This is a genomic window from Iodidimonas sp. SYSU 1G8 (assembly GCF_039655775.1).
In the GTDB taxonomy this organism is placed as follows: domain Bacteria; phylum Pseudomonadota; class Alphaproteobacteria; order SMXS01; family SMXS01; genus RI-34.
Genome location: NZ_JBBYXJ010000002.1, coordinates 1,322,452 through 1,346,761 on the forward strand (window position 1 = coordinate 1,322,452; position 24,310 = coordinate 1,346,761).

Here is a 24,310-nt window from a genome sequence, read left to right on the forward strand (position 1 = left end):
GAATGCCGGAAATCCTAGTAGCGATAATGATCGGCCTTGTAGGGGCCTTCCGGAGTGATGTTGATATAGGCCGCCTGATCGGGGCGCAGCACGGTCAGCTTGGCGTTGAGGCGTGCGAGGTGCAGGCGGGCGACCTTTTCGTCCAGGTGCTTGGGCAGCACATAGACCTTCTTTTCGTAATTGGCGTGGTTCTGCCACAGCTCGATCTGCGCGATCACCTGGTTGGTGAACGAGGTGCTCATGACGAAGCTGGGGTGACCGGTGGCGCAGCCCAAATTCACCAGGCGGCCCTTGGCGAGCAGGATGATGCGCTTGCCGTTGGGGAATTCGATCTCGTCCACCTGCGGCTTCACTTCGTGCCACGAGAAGTTGTGCAGACGCGACACCTGAATCTCGCTGTCGAAATGGCCGATGTTGCAGACGATCGCCCGGTCCTTCATCTCGTGCATGTGGTCGAGCGTGATGATGTCGATATTGCCGGTCGCGGTGACGAAGATGTCGCCGATGGCGGCGGCTTCTTCCATGGTCACGACCTGATATCCTTCCATGGCGGCCTGCAGGGCGCAGATCGGGTCGATCTCGGTGATCAACACCCGGGCGCCCTGGCCGCGCAAGCTGGCGGCGCAGCCTTTGCCCACGTCGCCATAGCCGGCGACGACGGCGACCTTGCCGGCGAGCATGACGTCGGTGGCGCGCTTGATGCCGTCGATCAGGCTCTCGCGGCAGCCATACAGGTTGTCGAACTTGGACTTGGTGACCGAATCATTGACGTTGATGCACGGCACCGGCAGGCCGCCCTGCTTCTCCAGCTGGTAGAGCCGCAGCACGCCGGTGGTGGTTTCCTCGGAAATACCGCGAACGTCGGGCATCAGTTCCGGGAAGCGGTTGATCATCATGGCGGTCAGGTCGCCGCCATCGTCCAAGATCATGTTCGGGCGCCAGCCATCGGGACCGAGGATGGTCTGTTCGATGCACCAGTCGAATTCCTGCTCGTTCTGGCCCTTCCATGCGAACACGGGCACTCCGCTGGCGGCGATGGCCGCGGCGGCCTGGTCCTGGGTCGAGAAGATATTGCACGAGCTCCAGCGGATCTCTGCGCCCAGCGCGGTGAGCGTCTCGATGAGAACGGCGGTCTGGATCGTCATGTGCAGGCAGCCGGCGATGCGGGCGCCTTTCAAGGGCTGGGCGGCGCCATATTCGGCGCGCAGGGCCATCAGGCCGGGCATTTCGGTTTCAGCAATGGTGATTTCCCGGCGGCCCCAGGGCGCCAGCGACATATCGGCGACTTTGAAATCGGTAAACGCGTTCATCGGTATCCTGCCATCCATAACACGGGGGAGCGGACCCCTTCAGGTCCGTGCGACGGCAAGTATAAAGATATCTTTATATATTTCTATCGATATTTCCTGACAGCGATCAGTCCTCGTCAAACTTGGCTTCCACCAACGCCGCCAATGCGTTAACCGCCTCGTCGGCTTGTGGTCCGGTTGCCTCGATCTGAATTTTCGTGCCGGGGCCGGCGGCCAGCATCATCAGTCCCATGATGGATGTGCCGACAACACGTTCTTCCGCGCGGCCGTCGCTGGGGCCGGTGACATAGACCGTGGCGTCATACTGAGCGGCCACATTGACGAACTTCGCCGACGCGCGCGCGTGGAGCCCGCGGCGGTTGGTGATCATCACGGTCTTGCGAGGCGTTTCCCCTGGCACTCAGTCCTTGCCCGTCAGCAGTTTGGACGCGACGTTGATGTATTTTCGCCCAGATTCCTGTGCGGAAGCAACAGCATCTTCCAGGGAGCAGGACAGGCGGACGCTCGCCAGCTTGATCAGCATGGGAAGGTTGATCCCGGCGATGACCTCGACCTTGGCCTTGTCCATGATGGAAATCGCCAGATTGGACGGGGTACCACCGAACATGTCGGTCAACAGGACGACGCCCTTGCCGGAATCAACCGACGCGACGGCATCGAGGATATCCTTGCGGCGTTGTTCCATGTCGTCCTCGGGGCCGATCGAGATCGCCCGGACCTGCTTTTGCGGCCCGACCACATGCTCCATGGCGGCGACGAACTCTTCAGCCAGACGGCCATGGGTAACCAGAACCAACCCGATCATGTATCGCTATCCTGACGACTTGGCGGGGGCGAGCCAGACTCCATAACGGCATCGCGGTGCACGGTGGTAACCCCGAAGCCACGGTCACGCAAGAGAGTGCTGAGACTTTCGGCGATGAAAACCGACCGGTGACGTCCGCCGGTACAGCCGAAGGCAATGGTCAGATAGGCTTTTCCCTCGCGGTGGTAATTTGGCAGCAGAGACAGGACAAGGTCGCCGATACGCTGGAAGAATCCGGGAAACTCCGGGTCCTGGCGGATGAATTCGGCCACGCCGGGATCGCGTCCCGTCAGCGGCCGGAGTTCCGGTGTGTAATGAGGGTTATGCAGAAAACGCACATCGATCACCATGTCCGCGTCCCGCGGCAGGCCCCTCGGAAAGGAGAACGAGGTGACGGTGATGGCCAGAGTGTCGGGGCGGTCCAGATGGAACTGTTTGCGCATCAGGCGGCGCAGATCATGGCCGGTCAGGTCGGAACTGTCGATCAGATGGTCCGCGATGCCCCGGATCGGGTTCATCAATTGCCGTTCATGATCGATTCCATCCTGTACCGGACGATCAATCGCCAGTGGATGCCGCCGGCGCGTCTCGGTAAAGCGCCGGTTCAGGACCGTGTCGTTCGCGTCGAGGAACAGCAGCGCCGGATCGAGATCCTCGCGTGCCCGCAGCGCCGCCATGAGCCGGCCGAATCGCTCGGCGCTGAACGCGCGGGTGCGGCAGTCCACTCCGACGGCGACGGCACCGGGCGCTTCATCGTCGCCCGTGGGCTGGACCAGGTTGGGCACCAGCGACAGCGGAACGTTGTCCACTGCCTCGTATCCCAGGTCTTCCAATGCCTTGAGCGCCGAGCTCTTGCCGGCCCCGGACAATCCCGTCACCAGCACGACGCGCGTGTTTCCCGTTGGTCCGGTCATGAACCAGACTCGCGGCACCGCCGGACGGCCAGCCTTATCTTGGCGGCTGCCGACACCTCGAACGGCGCAACCCTGATCACGGGCAGTCTGATGGCGCCGGCCCCGTCGATCAGCGCGGTTTCCGGCTCGGGCATCCTCTCGATGGCCGACGGCTCGACCAGATCGACGATCAGGCCGACCGCGGAGTCCGAACTGCAGGGCAATCGCACGAGGCCGAGCCCACGGACTTCCATCATGCCCCGAATAGTCGACGGCGCGCTGGCCAGAACACGCCCGTCCTGGATTTCGATATGGGTGTAATCGTCGCTGACCAGCGCCGCGCCTTCGTCGATCAGACGCAGCGCCAGATCCGACTTGCCGCCGCCCGACGGTGCCCGGAGCAATACTCCAATGCCGTCGATCGAGACACACGTGGCGTGGACCGTGCTCATGCGATTTCTGTTGGCGTCTTGTCTGGACGCGCGGCCCGCTGCTGAATCCCGACCGCAGGCAGGGTAATGGTGAAGCGCGCGCCCATGCTGGGGCCGACCGGTCCTTCGGGGCTGTAGCGGTTTTCCGCGCGGATCGACCCGTCATGGACGGCGACGATCTGGCGGCAGATGTTGAGGCCCAGACCCGAATGGCTTCCGAACGCCTCTGTTTCCGGCCGTTCGGAATAGAAACGCTGGAATATCTCCTCCACGCGTTCCTCTGGAATGCCAGGACCTTCGTCATCCACATAGATGAAGATGGTGTCGCGGTTCCGGCGGACGGTGATGGTGATCAGGCCCGCGGGCGGGCTGAAGGAGATGGCATTGTCGATCAGGTTGCGCATGACCTGCCCAAGATGGCTCTCGATCCCGTATACCACCAGATTGGACCCGTCCACGTCCAGTTGGATCCGCGGCGTTCCCTTGCGGAGCGTCTGGCCCTTTTCATCGGTGGTCTGGTAGATGCCGATGATCGCCTTCATCATCTTGGGGATGTCGATGGGCTCCATGTCGGCGCGGAGCAGTTCGGCATCGAGGCGCGATGCGTTCGAGATGTCGCTGATCAGGCGGGTGAGCCGGTCGATATCATGCTTGATGATGTGCAGCAGCTTCGCCTTGTGATCGGGGTTCTGTGTGCGCTCCATGGTCTCGACCGCGCTGCGTAGCGAGGTGAGCGGGTTCTTCACCTCGTGCGCCACGTCGGCCGCGAAACCCTCGATGGTATCGATGCGCCGGTAGAGCGCCTGGGTCATGTCGCGCAGGGCACGCGACAGGTCACCGACTTCGTCCCGGCGCCGGGTAAAATCGGGCACCACGGCATCCCGGCCGCGTCCCTGCCGGACCGTGTGCGCGAAGGCGGCCAGCCGCTGGACGGGCCGCGCGATGGTGCCGGCCAGCAGGAAAGACAGCAGCACGGTGACCGACAGGGCGACGAGGAAGATTTCCAGGATCGCGAGCCGTTCCTGCCGGACCACTTCCTCGATCTCGGTGGTCTCCGCCGACACCAGCAGGGCGGCCAGCACATGCCGGAAATGCTCGACGGGGACGGCCACCGTCAGCACGAGCGAGCGGTCGGCCTTCACCCTGACCGCCTGCGAGGCTTCTCCCGTCAGGGCCGTGAGGACTTCGGGATAGTCGGCGGCCGTCTGGTCGTAGCGCTCTTCATAACGCGGGTAATTGGGGTCCGATGACATGGCGCGGATCATCATCGCCTTGAGGCGGGACCACGCGGCCTTCAGGCTGAAACCCTTGTCCTGTTCACCTGGCGGTGGCAGGGGGATGGTGACGACCTGGGTCGACGGATTCAGCTTGCGGGTGTCGAGGGCCATGGTGCCGTCGACCTGAAACAGCCGGACGCGGTCGGTCCGGTCCGCGGACAGCCGGCGCAGCAGAGACGCGGCATCTTCCATGGCCAGCTGGCCGGTCTCGGTCTCACTCCCCGCCGTTTCGCCGAGCGCGCCCGCCAGCATCTCGGCCTGGCTGCGCAGCGCCGACATGCGGGTCTCGATCAGTCCCGTGCGATACTGGTTCACATAGAGAATGCCGCCGACCAGCACGGCCAAGCCGATAACGTTGAGGAGCAGGATTCTGCCGGTAAGCCCCGAAAACGGCAGCCGCCGGTAGCCATGCGACGGCGTCGCCACGCGGCTCCTGGAGCGCCAGTTGAATTTTCGGATCCGCATCGGCCGCCCCCTCGGCCGACGCCGTCAGGTCTTTTCCTCGGCGTACCGGTACCCGATACCGTACAGGGTCTCGATCCCGGAAAAGTTGTCGTCGATCTCGCGGAATTTCTTGCGCAGACGCTTGATGTGGCTGTCGATGGTCCGGTCATCCACATAGACCTGGTCGTCATAGGCCGCGTCCATCAGCTGGTCGCGGGTCTTGACGTGGCCCGGCCGGGTCGCGAGCGCCTGCAGGATCAGGAATTCGGTTACGGTGAGCGTCACCTGCTTCTCGTCCCAGGTGCAGCTGTGGCGCCCCGGATCCATCACCAGCTTGCCGCGCACCATGACCTTGTCGCTGGCCGGAGCGACCGAGCGGCCCTCGGCGCGGCGCAGGATGGCGCGAATACGTTCGATCAGAAGCCGCTGAGAGAATGGCTTGCGGATATAGTCGTCGGCGCCCAGCTTGAGGCCGAGCACCTCGTCGATCTCTTCGTCTTTCGACGTCAGGAAGATGACGGGCATGTCGGTGACGCGGCGCAGCTTCTGCAAAAGCTCCATCCCATCCATGCGCGGCATCTTGACGTCCAGCACGGCGAGATCGGCCGGCTGCGTTGTCAGCGCGGCGAGCGCCGACGTGCCGTCCGTATAGGTCCGGACGGTCAGTCCTTCCGCCTCCAGCGCCATGCCGACGGAGGTCAGAATGTTGCGGTCGTCATCAACCAGTGCGATTGTCGGTGCCATTCAATTCCCCAGTCCGTACCCTGCGGCGCGGACAGCCCAGTTGTTCCGAGACTCTTGTATCTTGACGTTATGCGCGATTTTACAACCTTCGCAACCAATCGTGACCAGATAAGGGCGAGCACGCACGTGACGATGTCGGAGCCTGATACCACGAACGCCGGCAGTCAGATAAGGTTCCTGGCGCGCCGAGCCGTCCGTGCGGCGCTCGGGACCGTGATGGCCGATGGCTCGCCCTATGTGTCGCTCGTCGAGATGGCGACGGACGGCGCCGGGGAACCAGTGCTGCTGCTGTCCGGCCTGGCTCAGCACACCATGAATCTGCGCGCGTCCCCGTCGGCGAGCCTGTTGCTGGACGGGACGGATGGATTGGGCCTCGACGGCCCGCGCGCCACCCTGGTCGGCCACGTCGAGCCCGCGGCAGACGAGGCGGCCCGCGACCGCTATCTGGCGCGCCATCCGCACGCCGCGGCGTATGCCGCGTTCGCCGATTTCGGCCTCTACCGCTTCCGGGTAGCGCGTGGTCATCTCGTTGCCGGCTTCGGACGAATCGCATGGGCCGACCGCGCCGATATCGTGCTGGATGACGGCCTGTGGCAGGGCTTGCAGGCGGCCGAAGCGGGCATCGTCTCGCATATGAACGAGGATCATGCCGATGCGCTGGAGCTGTATGCGACAGTGTTGAAGGGCGCCGGGCCCGGCCCGTGGCGCATGTGCGGAATCGATGCCGAAGGTTTTGATATCGCCGAAGGTTCGCGGCGCGAACGTCTCATTTTCGACACACTGGTCGGGTCCTCTGGCGAGGCGCGGTCGGCGCTGGTCGATCTGGTGAAACAGGCACGCCGTGCAGCTATCGCATAAGGGCCTTGAGATACGTTGTCATATTCCCGTCAATTCTCTCGTTGCCAGCGAAACGCGACTATGCCTATACCGTTCGCGAACCTGTGCGGACCCTTGAAGACAGCATTCTGCGCATCCACCACAGACCATGACAGTGCAACTGGGAGATAGGCCCGTGGGAACCAACGACCCTCGCGTCAGCAGCTTCGGCTTGGACAAACACGGCATCAGGCCGCAGCGCCCGGTCCACTGGAACCTGGGATCGGCGACCCTCTACGAAGAGGCCGTCCGCCGCGGTGAAGGCAAGGTGTCGGCCGGCGGCGCTTTCGTCGTCGAGACCGGCCAGCACACCGGCCGTTCCGCCAAGGACAAGTACATCGTCCGCGAGCCCGGCTCGGAAGAGCATATCTGGTGGGCGAACAACACCGAGATGAGCCCGGCCCAGTTCGCCCAGCTCGAGCAGGAAATCACCGACTATCTCGGCGGCCGTGAACTGTTCGTCGCCGACCTCTATGCCGGCGCCGATCCCGACTACCGCCTGAACGTGCGTGTGGTCAACGAGCATGCCTGGCACAATCTGTTCCTGCGCCACCTGCTGATCGAGCCGAAGATCGAGGAATTGCCTGCCTTCGCGCCCGGCTTCACCATCCTGCACGCGCCGAACTTCCTGGCGGATCCCGCCCGTCACGGCGTGCGGTCTGAAACGGTGATCGCGCTCGATTTCACGCGCGGCGTGGTGCTGATCTGCGGCACTTCCTATGCCGGCGAGATGAAGAAGTCGGTGTTCTCGATCCTCAACTACATCCTGCCCGGCAAGGACGTCATGTCCATGCATTGCTCTGCCAATGTGGGCGAAGCGGGCGACGCGGCGATCTTCTTCGGCCTGTCCGGCACCGGCAAGACGACCCTGTCGGCCGATCCCAAGCGCACGCTGATCGGCGATGACGAACATGGCTGGAGCAACACGTCGCTGTTCAATATCGAGGGCGGCTGCTACGCCAAGATGATCCGCCTGTCGGCCGAAGCGGAACCAGAAATCTACGCGACCACCAAGCGCTTCGGCACGGTGCTGGAGAATGTGGTCATGCACCCGGTCACGCGCGAGCTGGACCTGGACGATGACAGCCTGGCCGAAAACAGCCGGGGCGCGTATCCGCTGTCGTTCATTCCCAACGCCTCGGACACTGGCGTCGCCGGACATCCGAAGAATATCATCATGCTGACCTGCGACGCGTTCGGCGTCATGCCGCCGATCGCCAAGCTGTCGCCGGAACAGGCCATGTACCACTTCCTGTCCGGTTACACCGCCAAGGTCGCCGGCACGGAAAAGGGTCTGGGCAACGAGCCGCAGGCGACCTTCTCCACCTGTTTCGGCGCGCCGTTCATGCCGCGTCACCCGTCGGTCTACGGCAATTTGCTGAAGGAAAAGATCGCCAATCACGAGGTCGATTGCTGGCTGGTGAACACGGGCTGGACCGGCGGCGAGTTCGGCACCGGCCGCCGCATGCCGATCAAGGTCACCCGCGCCCTGCTGAACGCCGCGCTCGATGGCTCGCTCGCCAACGCGCCGACCGTGATCGACCCCAATTTCGGTTTCGAAGTGCCGACCGCCTGCGACGGCGTGCCGGCGGAGATCCTCAACCCGCGCGAGACCTGGGCCGACAAGGCGGCATACGACGCCAAGGCGCGTCACCTGGTCGACCTGTTCATCAAGAACTTCGCCAAGTTCGAGGACTACGTCGACGAGAAGATTCGCGCGGCGGCGCCCAAGGCGGCCTGATCAGTCGAAATCACCGTGTTATGTGGAACGGCGGGCATGGCCCGCCGTTTCTTTTTGGCGCGGGGTCGCCGGAACCCTATAACTGAAGTCATGAGGCTAGGACTGCACCGCAGAACACTGCTGAAGCTTGCCGCCGCCGCTCCCGCGTTCGGGATGCTGCCGCAATGGGCGCGCGCCGACGGGTTCGAGCCGCCGATGACCTTCGCGCCCGACCGCTTGCTGCCGCCGGAGCTGGTGAAGGGGACCGATTTCGAGGTGGTCGGCGAGGTCACCGCGCAAGGCTTCACCAACCGCTACGTGCTGTCGACCACCTATGCCGCCTACGATGTGCTGACCCGTGACCTGCTGGAGAAGTACATCGCGGAAACCCGGGCCATCAATGAGCTGAAGAAGATCAAGAGCACCAAGGCCTTCGCCTCGGGCTTTGCTTCGGCGCTCAAGAGTCCCTACAAGGGCGTCAAGGCGCTGGTCACCGAACCGATCAGCACCATCAAGGGCGTTCCCACCGCCTTGTGGAAGTTCGGCAAGCGGGTCGGCGAGATGGCCTCCGGCAGCCGGGGCGAGAAGGAAGACAGTTATCCGGCCGAGCTGCTGGGTTTCTCCACCCTCAAGCGCAAGATCGCCTACAAGCTGGGCGTCGACGTCTATAGCGCGAACGTGACGCTGCAGAAGGAGATCAACGATGTCTCCTATGCCGGTTTCGCTGGCGGTCTCGCCTTCAAGGGCGCCATGATGCCGGTTTCGCTGCCGGCGGCGGCGGGCAAGGCGCTCAGCGCGATCCAGTACACAAGGCAGGCGAACCAGATCATGCGTGACATGACGCCTGAAGACCTGAGGATACGCAATCGCAGGGCGTTGAAGGACATGTGGGCGGAAGACGCGGAAATCGACGCCTTCATGGACAGCAACTACTTCACCCCGCGTCACGAGACGATCATCACCATGGCGCTCGAAGGGATGAACGGCGTGATGAACCGTCAAGCGGTGGTGCGGCGGGCAAGTCTCGTCGATTCCGACCTCGCGGCGCTGCTGATGCAGCGTTCGGTGGAGATGATGCGCACCTATCACGCGACGGTACATCCCGTCGCGCGGATCGAGGAGCTTGGCGGAAATCTGGCGCTCATCACCAATGATGGCGGCATTGCCATGACGATGCCGGCCGACAGGCTGCACTGGACCGAATGGTTCTCGGGTGCGGCGCGTTCGCTCGCGGAGTTTCCCGCGCCCGGCATCAAATGGCGCAGCGTCGTCGTGGCCGGGCAGATCTCCGACCGTGCGAAGGCCGAGGCGGAGCGGCTCGGTTTGCTGGTCGAAGCCAATGCGCGGGACTATCTGCTGCCCAAGGAGGAGTGGGAGCCCGTTGAATCGCTCGAGCCCGAAGATGATGGGACGCCGGACATGACGGGGTCGCCGGCCCCGGCGGATGCTTCCGTGCCGGCCGATGTCGCGCCTGTCGATGGCGTGCCGATGACCGATCCCGCGACACCGCCGCCTGGTGAAGGTCCCGAATGGCGCGATGTGCCGTCGTCCGACAGCGTGTTGTGAGCGGCATGCTGCCGGCCTGTCACCGCTTCGTGCTAGAACGGCCCTCCCATGAGTCGGGAAAGTCATGACACGTTCGAAAAGCTGGGGATTTCCGCGCTGGGGCGGCTATGGCAATACGCGGCGGGAAACCGTGTCCGTGCGCATGTGCGACTGGCATGGCTGCGACGAGCCGGGTGATTGCCCGGCCCCGAAGTTTCGCGATTCACCGGAGCGGTTCTGGTTCTGTCAGGAACATGCCGGCGCCTACAACCGCAACTGGAATTACTTCAAGGGCCTGACCCAGGAAGAAGCCGAGCGGGTCCAGCGCGAGGAAATGAAGCGCGCCCGCGGCTACCAGGACTCGGGCGCCTGGCGCGACACATCGAGCGGCGTCACCAAGGAAGAACGCGAGCGCGACGCCGCCCTCGAGGTGCTGGGGCTCGATGGCACGGCCGATCAGGCCGAGATCAAGGCCGCGTTCCGCGACATGGCCAAGAAGCACCACCCCGACGCCAATCAGGGCGACGCTAAAGCCGCGGAACGGTTCAAGAGCATCATGGCGGCTTACGAGTTGCTGCGAGAGTAGCGGCCGCTCGGCGTCGAGCGCTTTCTATCCCTTCCCAGATATTCGGGTTTCCGTTCGGTCGGCGCAGCCGAACCGCCATTGCGTGGCGCCCATTTTTTCTCGGGCCTCATTGTTGACAGCGAGGAACAAGCCTTTTAGAACCCGTATTGCAACTAATTATCAAGAACATTTATGGGAGGGGCTGATGCCGCTATCGGCACGAAACATTACCGTTCTGGCCTGCATGCCCTTGGCAGGTTTCTTCGGCGAAGCCGGGGCAGTGGAACGAGACGTGGAAACAATCGTGGTAACGGGCACCGACCAGAGCCGTTATCGGGTGGGCGAAAAGGCATCCTTGACAGGCTTTCCGCTCGACTATCTGGAGTTGCCCCGCGTCGTGGACGTCATTCCGGAACAGATTCTGCTCGACCAGAAGGTGACGGAACTGGAGGAAGCGCTGCGCAACGTTCCCGGCATCAGCTATTCCGACGGGTTCGGGGGCAGCAACAACGACTTTCTCCTCCGGGGTTTCCGTCGCAACACCGTCTACCGTGACGGATTGCGCGTGGCGTCGAACTTTCGGGTCAACACGACCAATCTGGAAAGCGTGCGCGTCATCAAGGGACCGGCGTCGATCACCTATGGTCAGGTGGAGCCGGGCGGCCTCGTCGACATCGTTACCAAGAAGCCGCTCGATGAACGGCGCATCTATGGCGAGGCCCGCGGCGGATCGTTCAACGACTATCTCTTTCTGATCGACTGGTCTCAGCCGATAGGAGACCGCGCGGCGGTCCGGCTCAACGTATCCACTCAGGATTCGGATTCCTTCCGGGAGTTCTTCGATATCAGCCGCGATGCGATCGCCCTTTCGGGCGTTTACCATCTCTCCGACAACACCCGGATCGACGTCTCCTACGAGTACCGCGACGAGTTCCGCTCTTTCGACCGGGGCACCATCACAATCCCGACGCCGGAGGGGCGGGCGATCGTGAACCGGGTGCTGGACATCCCGATCGAGCGGCGCTTCGGCGAAGCCTACGAGGAGATCGATACAGAAATGCACTTCGCCACCGTCGCGATCAGCCACGACATGGGCGATGGCTGGAACGCCAGCTTCATGGGCGCCTGGGAGAAGTCGCATTCGGACGATTTCCAGGCGCGGCCGCGCGCCGTCCGGATCTATGACGAGGATGCGCCGATCGAGAATGGCTTCTTCACCGGTCCCGCAACGCCCAAGGCGGTTTTCGATGACCCTTCCGATCAGGTCTATATGGTGCGCGGCTCGGACGGCAGCCGCGACCGAAACATCGAGGCCTATTACGTGCAGGGCAAGGTGACCGGCGACTTCCAGACTGGCGCGATCCGCCACCGTGTCGCCGTTGGCGGTGACTTCCGGACCACCGACGAAAGCCGTTACTTCGTCACCTTCCCCGATACCAACGGTATCCCCGTGGAAGAGGGCGGTCGCGGTCCGCTCTTCGATGTGCAAAATCCCGTCTACGGGGTACTGCCCGACGAACTGCCCACGACTGGCTTTCCCCTCCTCACCGCGCAGGCAACCGACTACGGCTTCTTCGTGAACGACTACGTCAATCTGACGGACCGTGTCGGCGTTTTGCTGGGCGGCCGCATGGATTTCTCCGATCCGGACGGCAGTGGCCCGGCGGAAACCGTGAACGCCTTTTCTCCTCAGGCGGCCGTCAACTACCGCGTGCTCGATACCTTGTCCTTGTTCATGAGCTATTCCGAGGCGTTCGAGCCGAATACCACCTTCGCTATCGATCCGGATGGAAGCACTTCCGAGACCGAGCTGTTCGACCCCGAGGACTCGCGGCAGTACGAGTTTGGCGTCAAGGCGCAGTTGTTCGACCGGCGGCTGAGCGCCGATGCGACGGTCTACAAGATCAAGAAGTCGAATGTGGTCACCGTCGTTGATGGCATCCCCCAACTCGTCGAGGGACAACAGGCCCAGGGCCTTGAGATATCCCTGCGCGGACAGCCTGTGCCGGGCATGAACATCCTCGCCGGCTACGCCTACACCGACGCCGAGATACTCACAGGCGCAGAGGCGGGCAATCGCCCGACGAACGTCGCGAAGCACACTTTCAACGTCTGGGGGAGCTACGAGGTCCAGGCGGGCCCGTTGCGGGGGCTTGGCGCCGGCGCGGGCGTCTTCCACCTTGCCGATCGCTTCGGCGACAACGCCAATTCCTGGAAGCTGGGGAGCTACACCCTCGTGGACCTGTCTCTCTGGTATACGCTTCCGGCGCGCGTGTTCGGCGCGCCAGGCGGTGTGCGTCTGCAGGTTTCGGTGAAGAACCTTCTCGACACGGAGTATTACCCGGCGAGCGGTGGTGACCTGCGGGTTTCTATCGGTGCGCCGCGCACGGTGCTCGGTTCCATATCGGCGACCTTCTAGGGAGGCGACATGTCTACCGAAGCGTTGGCGAATGGAAACGGCGAAGGTGCGAAGGGCAGACGTCGCTGGTTCAACTGGCATAGCTGGACCGGCATCGTCGGGGGGCTGCTGCTGTTTATCATCTGCTGGAGTGGTTCCTTCGCCACCATCTCGTCCGAACTCGACTGGGCGGTAAACCCGGCCCTGCGGGTCCAGCCGTCCGGGCAGCCGGCGGATATGACAGCTATCCATGATTCAGTGGCGATGGCCATGCCGGATACAGAAATCCGGGAAGTGTCGAAGCCTCTGTACGCCAACTTCGCCGCGGACGTGATTGTATCGACCCGCGAGGGCGAACGTCGGCACGTCTACGTCGATCCGTACACGCTCGAGGTGACAGGCAGCGCATCCTATTTCACGCTGCAACGCTTCTTTCGCGATTTCCACATGAGTTTCTATGGTCTTCTGGGCGTCGGCAAATACGCCGTGACGATCATGGCGGTGCCGCTGCTGGTGTCGTTGGTCAGCAGTCTCGTCTTCTACAAGCGATGGTGGCGCCGCTTCTTTGACCTGAAAACCGGCAAGGGGGGCCGGGCCCTTTGGAGCAGCCTGCACAAGACGTTAGGCCTCTGGGCGATCTGGTTTTTCGTCATTATCGTAGTGACCAGCCTCTGGTACCTGTTCGAGGCGTCCAGGGCGGACTTCATCGACCAGAAGTTCTCCTATGTGGACGTTGCCGCGAGCGCCGTGCACCCATTGCCGAACCTGGAAGGCGAAAGTGGCGGAACGCTCGGATTTGCGGAACTGCTGGCCCGGGCCCGACAGGTCCGGCCCGATCTGGATATCACTCACGTCTCCCTCGATCGAAGCGGCTACTTCTATGTCATCGGGCAGGCAGACGACATGCTGGTCAGGGACAGGGCGAACAAACTCTTCCTGGACCCACGCGATGGTTCGGTGGCTTATTCGCAGTCGGCGGAGGACCTTAGCGCCTACTGGCGCTGGTCAGAAATGGCGGACCCGCTGCATTTCGGGACTTTCGGCGGCCTTGCCACCAAGCTTGTCTGGTTCCTCTTTGGTCTGATCATGTCCGCGCTGGCGGCGACCGGAGCATGGCTGCATCTCAAGCGGCTGCACCGAGACGCGGGCCGGACCTACTGGACCGGCGCGACTGGGGCAGCCGCCGTCTCGACCGCCGTCCTTGCGTATTGCACGGTATCGGCCGTGCAATACGCGGTGGAAAGCAGTGGCGGCGAAGGTCTGCCCTTTACCGGCGTCGGTGTGCCGCCGGGGGTGGCGCTGGTCGCCGCGCTCTGGAGCATCGCGACCCTGGGCGTCGCCATCCTGTGGCTGTGGTCCCTCCGCCGTGTATCGAAGCAGAACGTCATTCCCGCGCGGCCTGCCTGACGTTTGTTGCCGTCGAGAACGGGCCGCGACGTCAGTTTGGCTCGTGGCCGACCTTCACGATCAGTTTGCCGAAATTCTCGCCGTGGAACAGGCCAACCAGGGCCTTGGGCATGTTCTCGATGCCCTCGACCACGGTTTCCCGGTACTTGATCTTCCCCTCGGCCAGCCAGCCGGCCATGTCGGCGGCGAATTGCGGCATCATGTCGAAATGGTCAGAGACGATGAAGCCCTGCATGCGGACCTTGTGGTTGACGATGCGGAAGATGTTCTTCAGGCCGGGGCCGGGCGTGCTGTATTCGGAGATCGTCCCGCACATGATGATGCGGCCGTGGTGATTGATATGATCGAGCACGGCCTGCAAGGTCGCGCCGCCCACATTCTCGAAATCGATGTCGATGCCCTCGGGACAATGCTCGGCGATGGCCGCGTCCATGGAGGCGACCGTCCGATGGTTGAACGCGGCGTCGAGGCCCAGTTCATCCTTCAGCCAGGCGACCTTGTCATCGGTGCCGGCCGAGCCGACCACGCGGCAGCCCATGATCTTGCCCATCTGGGCGGCGATGGAGCCGACCGCGCCCGAGGCGGCGGAAACGTAAAGGGTCTCGCCGGCCCTGGGCTCGCCGATCAGTTTCATGCCCACATAGGCGGTCAGCGAGGCGCCGCCCAATACGCCAAGATAGTCCTTCCATGGCGCGATGCCCGGCGCGATCTTGCGCATGAAGCCGCCCGGCTCGGCGGCCTGATATTCGGCCCACTGCACCATGCCCATGACCACGTCGCCGGGCGCGTAATCGGGATGGCGCGATTCGACCACCACGCCCATGCCGCCGCCGTCCATGATCTGCCCGATCTCGAAGGCGGGGACGTAGCTGTCCATTTCCGTCATACGGGGGCGCATGTAGGGATCGAGCGAGTGATAGAAGTTCCGCAGCAGGATCTGGCCTTCGCCGATGGTCGGCATGGCCGCTTTTTCCATGGCGAAGCTGGATTCGTCCACGAAGCCTTCGGGCCGCTTGATGAAGCGGATCACGGTGTTCTCGGTCATGCGACATCCCCGTTCAGTTGTTCTGAATCATCGATGGGAATTTTTAGCCGAACGCCGCGCCCCGCGATAGCGCCGCAAGCGCTGAATGCAGGGATTGTTACGTGAGCAGGAAATTCACGTTCGCGGCGGCGATGGGCTTGGCCGGATCGTCCTGCCAGGCTTCAACCCTCACATTGGCGACGCGGCGGCCGATGCGTGTCGCCCAGGCGCGGGCATGGGTGTCGCGGGCGGCGCCGGAGCGCATGTAGTCGATGGTGATGGTGATGGTCTTGGGCATGATCTCGGTTTCAGCCTCGTAGGCGGTCTGGAAGATCGCCGCCATTTCCAGCAGGGCCGCGATGGTGCCGCCGTGCAGCGCGGGCAGGGCGGTGTTGCCGATCAGCCGATCCGCATAGGCCATGGTGGTGATGACACGACCGTCCCTGACATCGGCCGAGATGCCGAGGAATTTCGCGTAAGGTACGGCATCCTGCAGGGCCGAGAAGTCGTTGGCGGCCTTCATGGCCTGAAAGCGGTCGTGGAAGCTCATCACGCGTCCTTCGCCTGGGGCAGTTCGCCCTTGCCAGTGAACATGAATGTGGCCGTGGCATTGGCGATGGGCTTGGCGCGGTCGTCGTGATAGGCGTAGCCGCGCACGAAGGCGACGCGGCGCGTGACCTTGTAGCATTCCGCGAAGGCGAACACGTCGCGCCCCGGCTCGGCGGGCCGCATGTAATCGATGCGCAAATCCAGCGTGGCGAACGCCTCGGTCTTGACCACGCGCGCCACGACCGCCGATCCGCAGACATTGTCGAGCACGGCGGAAATGGCACCGCCCGCGAGCACGCCCGTATCCGGATTCCCGATCAGCGCTTGGTTATACGGAAGGCGAATGGTCACCTGGCCGGGCGCGAAATCGACCAGCTGGACGCCGAGGGCGCCCATATGGGGAATCCGGTCCAGGAACTTCTGGCTCTGGATCATGCGGAGGAATTTATCGTCTTGGGTCATGGGCGGGATTATGCACCGCCGGATCGGGGCGACAAGCGCAATCCCCGAGGCACCACCGCGCGTTCGAGCAGGCTGAACAGGCCTTGCGTCGCGAGCGCCAGCAGCGCGGCCGGGACGGCTCCTTCCAGTATCAGGCCTGTGTCGTTGAGCCGGATGCCGGTCAGGATCGGCTGGCCATAGCCGCCCGCGCCAATCAGCGCGCCCAGCGTCGCCGTGCCCACATTGATGACGGCGGCTGTCTTGATGCCGGCGAGGATGGACGGCGCGGCGAGCGGCAACTCGATGCGCCGCAGGATGACCGCGCGGGGCAGGCCGAGCGCCGTGGCGGAATCGCGCAGGCCCGGCGCGATCCCGGCCAGCCCGGCATGGGTGTTCCGGACGATGGGCAGCAGGCTGTAGAGGAAGAGGGCGATCATGGCGGGCGGACCGCCGATGCCGACCAGCGGGATCATGAAGACGAACAGCGCCAGTGACGGGATGGTCTGGGCCATGCCGGTGACGCCGAGGATCACGGGGCCGGCGCGCCGCCAGCGATAGGCGGCGATACCCAGCGGTATGGCGACGGCGATGGCGGCGGCCAGCGAGATTCCGACCAGGACCAGATGATCGAGGGTCGTGCGCGCAAGACGCTGCCAGAGCGCATCGCGTTCGGTTGGTCCGCTTTCCTTGCCCGACAGGAAGGCGCTCGCGACGGCTTGTTCGCTTTCGCGCTGCAGCGTCACGCGCGCGTTCATCTCGCGCATGGCCGTGACGTCGATCCTTCCGGCCAGCGATTCCAGCGCGGCGACCGCATCGGCGGGAAGGTCGAGACGATAGACGATCACCGCGTCGTAATCCGGGAACACACCAAGATCATCCTCAAGCACGGTGAGGTCGTAGGCGGGAATGTTCGCGTCCGTCGTGTAGACGTCGGTGGCGTCGATCGATCCCGCGCCCAGCGCGCGGTAAGCTAGCTCGTGCTCCATGCCCCGCACGTCGGTATGGCCAAGACCGTAGCGGTCGCGCAACAGGGGCCAGCCATCCTCGCGGTCGAGAAACTCGTTGCTGAACACCAGGCGCAAATCCGCATGGTCCCGCAGGTCGGACAGCCGCGCGATGGCGAGGCGCTCCACCTCGCTCCGACGCATGGCGATCGCATAGGTGTTCTCGAAGCCCAGCGATTCCGTGATGCCGACGCCAAGCGGCGCGAGCCCGGTCCTGAGACCGTCGTCACCAGCCGGAGCCCGGCCTGCGAGAATTTCAGCGGCGAGCGTGCCCGTGTAGTCCACATAGGCGTCGATATCTCCGTTGCGGAGCGCCTCGAACACGATCCGCGTGCCGCCCAGCCCGGCGCGGTGCTCGGCATCGATCCCGGCCGCGCGCAGCGTCTGCGTAGCGATCTCGCCCAGGATGACGCCCTCGGTGAACGCCTTGGAGCCGATGGTGACCGCCGATGCGCCCTGGGGCGCCGTCAGGATCAGCAGCACTGCGAGCAGCACGCGGATCACAGCGGCAGCTCGCTGCGCTGGGCGCGGATGAACTCGGTCACGAATGGATCGGCCGGGCGCTCCAGCAGGTCCGGCAAGGTGCCGGACTGGACGATCACCCCGGCGCGGAGCAGCACGATGGTGTCGGCGAAGAAGGCGGCCTCGTTCATGTCATGGGTGACGAGCACGATGGTCTTGCCGAGACGCCGGAAAATGTCGCGCAAGTCGTCCTGCAACTCACGGCGGATCAGCGGATCGAGCGCGCCAAGCGGTTCGTCGAGCAGCAGCAGGTCGGGATCGAGCGCCAAGGCGCGCATCAGGGCGACCCGTTGCCGCTGCCCGCCCGACAGTTCGGCGGGAAAGCTGTCCAGCCTGGTTTCGGGAAATCGCGTAAGCGCGCAAAGCCGTGACACTGTCTCGCGCCGCCGGGCGACGTCCCAGCCTAGATGTCGCGGCATCAGGCCGATATTGTCGGCGACACTGAGATGCGGGAAGAGACCTCCTTCCTGGATGACGTAGCCCGCACGGCGCCGTAATTCCCTGACCTGCGGCGACAGCGGCATCCCTTCGAAGAGAAGCTCGCCGGAATCGGGGTTTATCAGGCCGATCATCATGCGCAGCAGGCTGGATTTGCCGCAGCCGCTGGGGCCGATCAATACGGTGGTCTGTCCCTCGGGCACGGCGAAATCCACCGGGCCGATAACCGTCTCTCCGGCAAATCTCTTGGTGACCCGGTGCAATTCGAGCATGCGGAGAAGTCTAGGCCAAGCGATGACCGCGGGCCACGGCGAATGACCGCTTCAGCTCTTATCCATCGCCGCGGCTTCGTCGAGCACCTCGCGCACCTTGTGCCCCAATTCCTCCCGCCGATAGGGCTTGGCCAGGAGATGAACGCCGGGATCGAGCCGCCCGTGATGGATGATGGCGTTCTCGGTATAGCCCGAGGTAAAAAGCACCGGCAGGTTGGGGCGTAACATTCTGGCCTGGGCGGCAAGCTGCCGTCCGTTCAGCCCCCGCGGCATGACCACATCGGTGAACAGCAGGTCAAAATCCGCCATCTCCTGCAGTGCTTCCAGTGCGTCCGGTCCATTGGCCACGGCGACGACCCGATAACCGAACGTCTTCAGCTGGTCGCTGACGTGATCACGGACCAGATCGTCGTCCTCGACGAGCAGTATGCATTCCGTCCCCCCTCTCGCCAGAGCGCCCGTCGGCGCGCGGACCTCCGGTTGCGGCTGGAGGGTTCGCGGCAGGTAGAGCTTGGCAACCGTGCCCTGACCAAGTTCAGAGTAAATCTTGATATGCCCGCCGGACTGTTTGGCGAAGCCATAAACCATGCTCAGCCCAAGTCCGCTGCCCTTGCCGACGTCCTTGGTGGTGAAAAATGGCTCGAAGGCGCGGGCCATGACCTCCGGGGTCATGCCGGCGCCCGTGTCGGCGACGGCGATCATGACATATTGGCCAGCCACTACCTCGTCGTGCAGTGCAGCGTACGCGCGGTCGAGATGGGTATTGGCCGTCTCGATGGTCAGTCGTCCACCCTGGGGCATGGCGTCGCGGGCATTGAGGCAAAGGTTCAGCAGGGCCGCTTCGAGCTGGGCTGGATCCACCAGCGCACGCCATAGGCCACCGCCACGGACGGTTTCGATCTCGATGTGCTCTCCCAGGGTCCGGCGCAGCAGGGGATCCATGCCTCCAATGAGCGTGTTCACCTCGGTGACCTTGGGCTCGAGGGCCTGGCGCCTGGCGAAAGCGAGCAGGCGATTGTTGAGCGCGGCACCCCGTTCGGCGGCGTGCTGGATCGATAGCGCCAGACCGCGAAGGTCGGCTGCGGTGTCCAGCTCCTCCGCAAGAAACTCGGCATTGCCTAGGATGACGGTCAGCAGATTATTGAAGTCATGCGCCACGCCTCCGGTGAGTTGACCCAAGGCTTCCAGCCTCTGGGCCTGACGCAGTCTTATCTCGGCATCCACCTGGTTGGTGACGTCACGGGCCACGTTGAAGAAGAGCTGGTCTTCTTCCGACCAGGTGGATGACCATTCTACGTGAACGGCGCTTCCATCCTTGCGCAGTATCCTGTTGCGGAAGCCCATCGACGGCCGGCCCGAGACGATCAGTGCGGTTTCCGCTCGGGTGGCGACCAGGTCATCGGGATGGACGAGGTCCCTGAAAGTGCGTCCGACCAGTTCATCCTGCCTGTACCCCCATGCCGCCAGGGAGCGAGCGTTGATCTCGACCATGACGCCCTTGGTGTCGATGGCGCAGATCACGTCCATGGTGTTGTTCAGAAACCGCTGGAGGCGCGCGACAGCCAGCTCCAACGCCTGCTGCTTCTGCGCCAGCTGGTCATCCTGCTCGACACGGGCCGTGATATCATTGAAATACACGGAGAGCCCGGTGCTGTGGGGGAAGGTCCGGATCTCGAACCAGCGTGCCATGGGCGGATAATGGAATGGAAAGCGAACGGACTCTCCGGACGTGCGGGAGTACCTGTAGCGCTCCTCCAGAGTGGTGCCGGCCGTCTCCGGAAATGCTTCCCAGATGGTGCGGCCGATCATATCCGCGCTACTCCGTTCCAGCATCCTTTCCGTAGAACTGTTCACGTAGGTGAATCGCCACTGGTCATCGACGGCGTAGAAGCCGTCCGAAATACTGTTCAGGATCCTGTCGTTTTCGCGGATCAGCCGTTCTTGGGCTTCGCGGCTTTCGTTGATGTCGATCGCGGAGCCAAACCAGTGATCGATACGGCCGTCGGCGTCGGTCACCGGCAGGATGCGCGTCCGAAACCAGCGATAGACATCGTCGGAACGTCGGATGCGAGCCTCGGTCTCAAAAGAGGATGAGGTTTTCAGGGCCTGCCGCCACCCGTCAACCATCGCCTGACGGTCGCTCGGATGGACGACGTGGGACAATGCGGCGGGTACCGACAGCGCGACCCCTGTATAGCGGCTCACCTGATCGTTCAGGAAGTCCACGACACCGTCCCGATCGGCTGTCCACGCAAGATCGGGCATCGCGTTGGCCAGACGTTGCGATCCCGCTTTCATGTCGCTCAAAATCGATCATCCCCAAGCAATTGATTTCAATATGAACGCACCATGCTTACTTGGGCAATAGTCTTGTTGGAACTGATAAACATTGCAAATGCAAGCATATTTTCCGACGCAGGCAATCTGTGAAGGCCGAAAAGATCCGGCTATTCTTGCGCTTCAGAAGCCTGCTCCAGGGGACGCCGACGCCGTATCCGGAAATATATAAGTATTCACTTGGTTATTTGCTGCGAGTGCCTATCCGCGGGCGAACCGGTCGATAAACCGGTTGACGTCCTCGGCGATGCCGGCGCGCCAGCGAAACATGTGCGCCAGCGCCAGTACCGTGCCGGCATGGCTGATGTTGGGATAGGTCTTGTATTCGGCGTGCACGCCAAGCTCCGTCAGCCGGTCGCGCAAACTCTCGGAATTGATCGGCCACACGATGGGATCGTCCTGCCCGCTCAGCAACAGGGTCGGAGGTGCTTCCGCGTGCGCGTAAGTGATCGGCTGACTGAGGTCGGAATCGATGTGATTGCGGAAAATAGCGCCCAGTTCCGCGTCCTTCTTCAGCATGGGCAGGAAATCATACGGGCCGGAGAGGCCGATGAAGCCTTTCAGCTTACGGGCGTCATAGCCGCGCTGGTCGAGATATTCCAGGTTGAACGCCAGTTTCGCCGCCATGAAGGCACCGGCGGAATGGCCCATGACGAAGATTCGATCGGGATCGCCGCGATAGCCGTGAACATGCGCCGCAGCCCAGGCGACGACGGCGGCCGCGTCATGCATGAAGGTGGGGAAACGGACTTCGGGATAGAGCCGGTAGTCGGCGACCACGACCACATAACCCATGGATGCCAGTCCCTGACCGGCGAACAGATAGTCTTCCCGGTGCCCAAACGTCCATTTGCCGCCATAAAAGAACACGACCACAGGCAGAGGGCCTGGAATGTCCGAGGGGCGGTAGACATCCAGCCGCTTCCGCTTGTGCTGGCCATAGACGATGTTGCGGGTGATGGCGATGCGGTTGGTGGGGACCGAGGCATTGAGCACGTTCAGCGGCGTGCAGACGAGCAGCTGCCGGCGCAAATAGCGCAGGCTATCCTTCAGCGAGATCGATGATTGCGCGCCCTTCTGCAATCCTGTGCCAGCCCTAACGGCCAGCCGCCATGAATATGGAAGGCGCCGGCCTTTGCGCCCTTGCCCGGGCATAACCTCAAGTTCGCACAGCGATTTCGGCCGGGTGATTGGCCTCGCACCCCTGCGCTCTTCAGATATGAGGCATCTTCCGCGTTAATGAAAGGTCTTTGGGTTCTTTCAGTGAATTTGATCGGGAAAAGTCATATTTGACCGAGCTCCCTTCGCACCCCATCATCATGACCGGGGAGAAAAGGGGATTTCGATGGCGCTCGATCATGTGTTCAGCCCGCTGGTCATCAACGGGCTGGAAATCAGGAACCGCGTGCTGCGCACGGCGCATGGCACCAATCTGGGCGCCGATCTGTCCGATGACCTGATCGCCTATCACGAGGCGCGGGCGCGCGGCGGCGTGGGCCTGTCGCTGATCGAGGCGTCCAGCGTGCACAGGACCGGTCCCATGACCATGCACGCCTGGAGCGATGACATCATTCCCCGGTACCGGAAACTGATGCAGGCGGTGCGGCCGCACGGTATGCGCATGTTCTCGCAGATCAACCACATGGGCTATCTGCAGGGGTCGCCCTGGGCACAGCCATGGTCGGCGTCGGAAATCCTGGTCAATCCGCTGACCGGCCTGACGTCCCACGCCATGACGAAAGAGGAGATCGCCGAGGTCGTCGACGCTTTCGCGCAGGCGGCGCGCAGGGCGGTGGAAGGCGATCTCGACGGGGTCGAGTTGCATGCCGCCCACAACTTCATTTTCCAGCAATTCATCTCCGAACAGTTCAATCATCGCACCGACGAATATGGCGGCAGCTTCGAGAACCGAATGCGGCTGTTGCTTGAGACACTGCGGGCTGTGCGGGCGATGGTCGGCCCGGACTATCCGTTCGGGCTGCGGGTCGGGCCTAACAACGCGCCGGGCGCGCTCAATGTGGCGGAGCATCAGCAGATCGTCGCGCGGGTGTTGCAGGAAGACCTGATCGATTTTCTCGACGTGTCCCATGGAGCATCGGGCGCCGCCAGCGCCAAGATCATCGGCGCCATGCACGAGGAGACGGGGTACGAGCTGCATATGAGCGTGCCCGTGACCGAGCTCGCCAAGGGACGCATCCCGCGTTTCGTCACCGGCCGTTTCCGCACTCTGCAGGATGTGGACGAGGCCATCGCGCGCGGTGACGCCGACATGGTCGGCATGACCCGGGCTCACATCGCGGATCCGGACATCGTGCGCAAGACGCTGGCGGGGCGCGGCCACGAGATCAGGCCGTGCATCGGCTGCAATCAGGGCTGCCTCGGCGGGCTCATGCAGGGCCGCATAGCCTGCACGGTCAATGTGGTGGCGGGCCGCGAACTCACCCTCGGCGAGGCACTGTCGCCGGCCGCGCCAGTGAAGGACGTGCTGGTCGTCGGCGGCGGACCAGCGGGCATGGAAGCCGCCCGTGTCGCGGCCTTGCGGGGTCACAAGGTGACCCTGGTCGACGCCGGCTCGCGGCTTGGCGGCACCGTTCAGGTGGCGCGGCTCGCGCCCAAGCATTCGGGCATCGGCGATCTGGCCGACTGGCTGGAGGAGGAGATGGACCGGCGCGGCGTCGAGGTGCGGCTCGACACCTGGGCGAGCGCAGAGCTCATCGCATCGCGCCGCCCGGATGTGGTGATCCTGGCGACGGGAGCGTCGCCGCGCATGGATGCCCGGCAGACGCCGGTGCCCGAGGTCGAAGTGGGCGGCGTATCACAGGATCATGTGGTTTCCACGGCCCAGTTACTGACCGGCCGGCACAATCAGGTCGGCGGCACCGCGCTGGTGCTGGACGATGTGGGCGGCTACGAAGCCATCGGCGCCGCCGAGTTCCTGGTCGAGAAGGGCGCCAGCGTCACCTTTGTCACCACGAAGGAGATGTTCGCGCCGCGCATGATCGTACCGGGCGTCGCCGCGCCCGCGCTCGAGCGTCTGACCAAGGACGGGCGCTTCAGGCTGATCACGAGAGCCTATCTGAAGGAGATCGGCGTGGACGAGGCCGTCGTGGGTTCACTGGAAGGCTGGCCGGATATGAGCGTGCCGGCCGAAACCGTGGTTCTCGTGACGCCGAACCGTCGCAATGATTCCCTTGCCGCCGAGATCGAAGCGCTTGGCATTCCGGTCCATGTGGTCGGCGACGCGCTGTCGCAGGAATTCCTGCCGCACGCCATGCGCACGGCCAATCTGGCTGCCCGGTCGCTCTAGA

21 protein-coding genes are annotated in these 24,310 nt (G+C 63.5%); 7 read left to right on the forward strand and 14 right to left on the reverse strand.

Translation table 11 applies throughout. The features are described from left to right. Window positions 1–14 precede the first annotated feature (14 nt). The 7 genes from ahcY to WJU17_RS17490 form a co-directional block, all read right to left on the reverse strand. Window positions 15–1,310 carry an adenosylhomocysteinase gene (gene ahcY, locus WJU17_RS17460; RefSeq protein ID WP_346328669.1) on the reverse strand — a complete coding sequence of 432 codons (1,296 nt, stop codon included), beginning with the start codon at window positions 1,308–1,310 and terminating at the stop codon, window positions 15–17. A 106-nt stretch (window positions 1,311–1,416) separates the two neighbouring features. Further along, complete coding sequence (locus WJU17_RS17465) at window positions 1,417–1,680, reverse strand: HPr family phosphocarrier protein (RefSeq protein ID WP_346328670.1); 264 nt, start codon at window positions 1,678–1,680, stop codon at window positions 1,417–1,419. A 30-nt stretch (window positions 1,681–1,710) separates the two neighbouring features. After that, window positions 1,711–2,115: a PTS sugar transporter subunit IIA gene (locus WJU17_RS17470; RefSeq protein ID WP_346328671.1), complete on the reverse strand. Its 405-nt coding sequence runs from the start codon at window positions 2,113–2,115 to the stop codon at window positions 1,711–1,713. After that, entirely contained in the window at window positions 2,112–3,029 is a 918-nt protein-coding gene (gene rapZ, locus WJU17_RS17475; protein ID WP_346328672.1) for an RNase adapter RapZ, read from the reverse strand. The genes WJU17_RS17470 and rapZ overlap by 4 nt, the downstream gene beginning before the upstream one ends. After that, window positions 3,026–3,460: an HPr kinase/phosphatase C-terminal domain-containing protein gene (locus tag WJU17_RS17480; protein WP_346328673.1), complete on the reverse strand. Its 435-nt coding sequence runs from the start codon at window positions 3,458–3,460 to the stop codon at window positions 3,026–3,028. The genes rapZ and WJU17_RS17480 overlap by 4 nt, the downstream gene beginning before the upstream one ends. Continuing rightward, on the reverse strand, window positions 3,457–5,181 hold the full coding sequence (locus WJU17_RS17485; RefSeq protein ID WP_346328674.1) for a sensor histidine kinase: 1,725 nt from the start codon (window positions 5,179–5,181) through the stop codon (window positions 3,457–3,459). Before WJU17_RS17485 ends, WJU17_RS17480 begins: the two co-directional genes overlap by 4 nt. Before the next feature lie 24 nt (window positions 5,182–5,205). Next, window positions 5,206–5,904, reverse strand: coding sequence for a response regulator transcription factor (locus tag WJU17_RS17490; RefSeq protein WP_346328675.1), 699 nt, complete (start codon window positions 5,902–5,904; stop codon window positions 5,206–5,208). Window positions 5,905–6,036: 132 nt separating this feature from the next. Here WJU17_RS17490 and WJU17_RS17495 point away from each other — a divergent pair, with 132 nt between their 5' ends. The 6 genes from WJU17_RS17495 (at window position 6,037) to WJU17_RS17520 (ending at window position 14,415) form a co-directional block, all read left to right on the forward strand. After that, window positions 6,037–6,762 carry a DUF2470 domain-containing protein gene (locus WJU17_RS17495; protein WP_346328985.1) on the forward strand — a complete coding sequence of 242 codons (726 nt, stop codon included), beginning with the start codon at window positions 6,037–6,039 and terminating at the stop codon, window positions 6,760–6,762. 190 nt (window positions 6,763–6,952) lie between these two features. Further along, on the forward strand, window positions 6,953–8,521 hold the full coding sequence (locus WJU17_RS17500; protein WP_346328986.1) for a phosphoenolpyruvate carboxykinase: 1,569 nt from the start codon (window positions 6,953–6,955) through the stop codon (window positions 8,519–8,521). 90 nt (window positions 8,522–8,611) lie between these two features. Beyond that, window positions 8,612–10,066 carry a hypothetical protein gene (locus WJU17_RS17505; RefSeq protein WP_346328676.1) on the forward strand — a complete coding sequence of 485 codons (1,455 nt, stop codon included), beginning with the start codon at window positions 8,612–8,614 and terminating at the stop codon, window positions 10,064–10,066. Between the two features lie 64 nt (window positions 10,067–10,130). Beyond that, a complete protein-coding gene (locus WJU17_RS17510; RefSeq protein ID WP_346328677.1) occupies window positions 10,131–10,631 on the forward strand; it encodes a J domain-containing protein in 501 nt (166 codons plus the stop codon). A gap of 271 nt (window positions 10,632–10,902) precedes the next feature. Then, on the forward strand, window positions 10,903–13,029 hold the full coding sequence (locus WJU17_RS17515; RefSeq protein WP_346328678.1) for a TonB-dependent siderophore receptor: 2,127 nt from the start codon (window positions 10,903–10,905) through the stop codon (window positions 13,027–13,029). Window positions 13,030–13,038: 9 nt separating this feature from the next. Continuing rightward, the gene (locus WJU17_RS17520; RefSeq protein ID WP_346328679.1) at window positions 13,039–14,415 is read left to right on the forward strand and encodes a PepSY-associated TM helix domain-containing protein; all 1,377 of its coding nucleotides are present in this window, start codon (window positions 13,039–13,041) and stop codon (window positions 14,413–14,415) included. 31 nt (window positions 14,416–14,446) lie between these two features. On the opposite strand, the gene WJU17_RS17525 is transcribed toward WJU17_RS17520, so the two are convergent. From WJU17_RS17525 to WJU17_RS17555, 7 genes are all read right to left on the reverse strand, one after another. Beyond that, window positions 14,447–15,460, reverse strand: a complete 1,014-nt coding sequence (locus WJU17_RS17525) for an NADP-dependent oxidoreductase (RefSeq protein WP_346328680.1) — start codon at window positions 15,458–15,460, stop codon at window positions 14,447–14,449. A 97-nt stretch (window positions 15,461–15,557) separates the two neighbouring features. Continuing rightward, window positions 15,558–15,989 carry a PaaI family thioesterase gene (locus WJU17_RS17530; RefSeq protein ID WP_346328681.1) on the reverse strand — a complete coding sequence of 144 codons (432 nt, stop codon included), beginning with the start codon at window positions 15,987–15,989 and terminating at the stop codon, window positions 15,558–15,560. Further along, window positions 15,989–16,450 carry a PaaI family thioesterase gene (locus tag WJU17_RS17535; RefSeq protein WP_346328682.1) on the reverse strand — a complete coding sequence of 154 codons (462 nt, stop codon included), beginning with the start codon at window positions 16,448–16,450 and terminating at the stop codon, window positions 15,989–15,991. Before WJU17_RS17535 ends, WJU17_RS17530 begins: the two co-directional genes overlap by 1 nt. Before the next feature lie 8 nt (window positions 16,451–16,458). Beyond that, window positions 16,459–17,934: a glycine betaine ABC transporter substrate-binding protein gene (locus WJU17_RS17540; RefSeq protein ID WP_346328987.1), complete on the reverse strand. Its 1,476-nt coding sequence runs from the start codon at window positions 17,932–17,934 to the stop codon at window positions 16,459–16,461. Continuing rightward, entirely contained in the window at window positions 17,934–18,665 is a 732-nt protein-coding gene (locus WJU17_RS17545; protein WP_346328683.1) for an ATP-binding cassette domain-containing protein, read from the reverse strand. The genes WJU17_RS17540 and WJU17_RS17545 overlap by 1 nt, the downstream gene beginning before the upstream one ends. 51 nt (window positions 18,666–18,716) lie before the next feature. Beyond that, window positions 18,717–20,963: a PAS domain S-box protein gene (locus WJU17_RS17550; RefSeq protein ID WP_346328988.1), complete on the reverse strand. Its 2,247-nt coding sequence runs from the start codon at window positions 20,961–20,963 to the stop codon at window positions 18,717–18,719. 240 nt (window positions 20,964–21,203) lie between these two features. Continuing rightward, window positions 21,204–22,085: an alpha/beta hydrolase gene (locus tag WJU17_RS17555; RefSeq protein ID WP_346328684.1), complete on the reverse strand. Its 882-nt coding sequence runs from the start codon at window positions 22,083–22,085 to the stop codon at window positions 21,204–21,206. Window positions 22,086–22,347: 262 nt separating this feature from the next. On the opposite strand from WJU17_RS17555, the gene WJU17_RS17560 reads away from it, so the two are divergent. Continuing rightward, window positions 22,348–24,309 carry an FAD-dependent oxidoreductase gene (locus WJU17_RS17560; RefSeq protein ID WP_346328685.1) on the forward strand — a complete coding sequence of 654 codons (1,962 nt, stop codon included), beginning with the start codon at window positions 22,348–22,350 and terminating at the stop codon, window positions 24,307–24,309. Window position 24,310 lies beyond the last annotated feature (1 nt).